Annotated in this window: 1 protein-coding gene; it reads left to right on the top strand. The window is 49.3% G+C overall.

Translation table 11 applies throughout. From position 1 onward, the window contains the following. Positions 1-22 precede the first annotated feature (22 nt). Positions 23-284, top strand: a 262-nt coding sequence (locus AAEY55_RS18215) for a translocation/assembly module TamB domain-containing protein (RefSeq protein ID WP_350552637.1), incomplete at its 3' end; no start/stop codon positions are given.

The following is a 284-nucleotide window of genomic DNA, read 5'->3' as shown; positions in this document are numbered from 1 at the left end:
GGTGCGCTTCAATGGGGATGTGATGAAGCCTAACCTGAGTATTGAAGCTGTCAAAGTCATTAGCGGAAAAACAGTTGGCGTGCGTGTTAAAGGCAGTACTGAGAGTCCAAACATTATCATCTTTAATAATGCTGGTCTGACCCAGCAGCAAGCAATGAATGCGTTGGTCACTGGTCGTATCGATAATAAGAGCGCCACGCAAATCAGTGAGCAGGGCTTTAAGTCGCAAGTGACGAATAACTTAGCGGCCGCTGGGCTGAGCTTCGGGCTGAGCGGTACACGCA

The sequence above is a fragment of the Pseudoalteromonas sp. 120-MNA-CIBAN-0494 genome (assembly GCF_040308885.1).
GTDB classification, from domain to species: Bacteria; Pseudomonadota; Gammaproteobacteria; order Enterobacterales; family Alteromonadaceae; genus Pseudoalteromonas; species Pseudoalteromonas nigrifaciens.
Note: the sequence above shows the minus strand (reverse complement) of the source record. Positions and strands in the feature narration are given on the sequence as shown.